We start from the raw sequence: 1,120 nt of genomic DNA on the forward strand, positions 1-1,120 counted from the left end.
GGACAGGAAGGCTTGGAATTGTCGCGTGAAGACAGTCTGCATGGTGCGGACGGTGCGAAAGTGGTTTTGCGCGACAATAAAGGTAATATCGTCGATAGTTTGGATTCTCCGCGCAACAGCGATCCGAAAAACGGGCAGGACATGGTTTTGTCTTTGGATCAACGTATTCAAACACTTGCCTATGATGAGCTGAATAAAGCAGTGGCTTATCACAAAGCCAAAGCAGGTACCGTTGTGGTATTGGATGCACAAACCGGCGAAATCTTGGCTCTGGTCAATAGCCCTGCTTATGATCCGAACCAACCGGGCAGCGCAGATAGCGAACAGCGCCGCAACCGTGCCGTTACCGATATGATCGAGCCGGGTTCCGCCATGAAGCCGTTTACGATTGCAAAAGCATTGGATTCCGGCAAAGTCGGTTTGGCTGATCGTTTTAACACCATGCCTTACAAAATCGGACCTGCTACTGTTCGCGATACCCATGTGTATCCTACTTTGGATGTGCGCGGCATCATGCAAAAATCTTCCAACGTCGGTACCAGCAAACTGTCTGCAAAATTCACTCCTAAAGAAATGTATGATTTTTATCATGATTTGGGTGTTGGCGTGCGGATGCACTCCGGTTTCCCAGGTGAGACAGCCGGTCTTTTGAGAAGCTGGCGCAGATGGCAGCCGATTGAACAGGCAACCATGTCTTTCGGTTACGGTTTGCAATTGAGCCTGCTGCAGTTGGCGCGTGCTTATACCATGTTGACACATGACGGCGAATTGTTGCCGGTCAGCTTTGAGAAACAGGCGGTTGCGCCAAAAGGCAAACGTGTCATTAAAGCTTTGACTGCGCGTGAAGTTCGTGATTTGATGGTTTCTGTAACCGAGCCAGGTGGTACAGGTACTGCCGGTGCGGTAGATGGTTTCGACGTCGGTGCGAAAACCGGTACGGCACGTAAGTTGGTCAACGGACGTTACGTTGATAACAAACACGTCGCCACTTTCATCGGTTTTGCCCCTGCTAAAAATCCCCGTGTAATTGTAGCGGTAACCATCGACGAACCGACTGCAAACGGTTACTACGGCGGTGTAGTGGCAGGTCCGGTCTTCAAACAAGTCATGGGCGGTAGCC

1 protein-coding gene is annotated in these 1,120 nt (G+C 50.6%); it reads left to right on the top strand.

The annotated features are described in order from the left end of the window. Window positions 1-1,120, top strand: a 1,120-nt coding sequence (locus ACTHUR_RS11650; RefSeq protein WP_440398677.1) for a peptidoglycan D,D-transpeptidase FtsI family protein, incomplete at both ends; no start/stop codon positions are given.

The sequence above is a fragment of the Neisseria sp. P0021.S007 genome (genome assembly GCF_051956855.1).